General features: G+C 51.0%; 2 protein-coding genes. Both read right to left on the minus strand.

The window, feature by feature from the left end; translation table 11 throughout:
- Positions 1-290 (minus strand): hypothetical protein (locus tag V6D20_13480; GenBank protein HEY9816791.1); only part of this gene is annotated, 290 nt, incomplete at its 3' end.
- A 45-nt stretch (positions 291-335) separates the two neighbouring features.
- Positions 336-1,201 (minus strand): terminase large subunit (locus V6D20_13485; protein HEY9816792.1); only part of this gene is annotated, 866 nt, incomplete at its 5' end.

Consider the following 1,201-nt stretch of genomic DNA (forward strand, 5'->3'; position numbering starts at 1 on the left):
CCGGACTGCATGGGGTTGGGGCGCTGGATCAATCGAAGCAGCGGATGATCGGTTAGCTCGTCACCATTGGCACGGCGGACAATCCAGGGAATAGCAGCTACGGCATCGGCAGTCTTGTTGATAGCCTGATAGGCCACCACGTTTTTCTGATAGCCCTCCCTGGCATAATCAGCGGCCCTGATGCGGTCACCGCTTAGGCTCCATTCGGCTTGGCGCTTACCTGTGAAGATGACTTCGCCTGATCGTGATTCTTTCTGTGCTTCCGGCTTGCGCTTGAACCAGTCAAACATTAGTCGCCCTGCCTGTTGATTTTCAATCTGTCAAGTATATCAGTTTTATATTGAACGTACACGGGGCGCTCCCTTGTTCCTGATCATTGGGGCAAGAGCATATCGCACAGCATCCCACCTGTGGTTGTTGTCATCTTCGATCTTCGGCAGTATGTCCTGGGTTCGCTTGTCTATTTTGTAGCTGTATAGCCGCGCCTCTTCCTGCATTGCCTTACACCGCGTGTGAATTACTATCTCATCAAACGTCTTTATGAACTCCACGCCATCCTCTACCGACCCAGGCCACTTCTCAACGCCTTGAATCTTAGACAGTCCATGGCGCTTTAGATAGCTTATTGATTCCGGCCTGGCACTGTCTGCCCGCATAGCATATAGCTCAACCATCGAATCATGTTGCTTGATAAAGTGCGCCGTGTCGTCTAGCTCAAGGCCAACCCTGCCCGCATCCTGATCAATCCATAGCCTCCGGTCATGAATCCAACACCTGACAAAGCAGGTGGGGTCATTGGCGAAACCAAAGTCAGCCCCATACAAAGGCTCGCCCCAATCCTTAGCTGGCTCAAACTCATCAACACGCCAATTCTTAAACACCTGTGCATCTGACTTAGTGTTATATCCGCCTAACCATATATGGCTGTACTTCTCATAATCCTGCTTCCGCTGCCAGCTTGCCAGCTTGCGCATCTGATGGGGGCACCAAGGGTTGTCAGAGTAGTTGGCATGAATAAGAATGGAATCATCATTACTCTTAAATAGCAGTTCAACGGCATCATCAGGCTGCTCTGGATTCCAAGAGAACCAAAGCTCTGAGCCATTCTTGCGGATGGTAGGTATAAGCAACTCAAGCGACCGCCCTGATAAGCTCTGCGCCTCTTCACACCATGCCCTGTCAAAGCCCTCAAGCGACTTTA

The sequence above is a fragment of the Candidatus Obscuribacterales bacterium genome (assembly GCA_036703605.1).
Classification (GTDB): domain Bacteria; phylum Cyanobacteriota; class Cyanobacteriia; order RECH01; family RECH01; genus RECH01.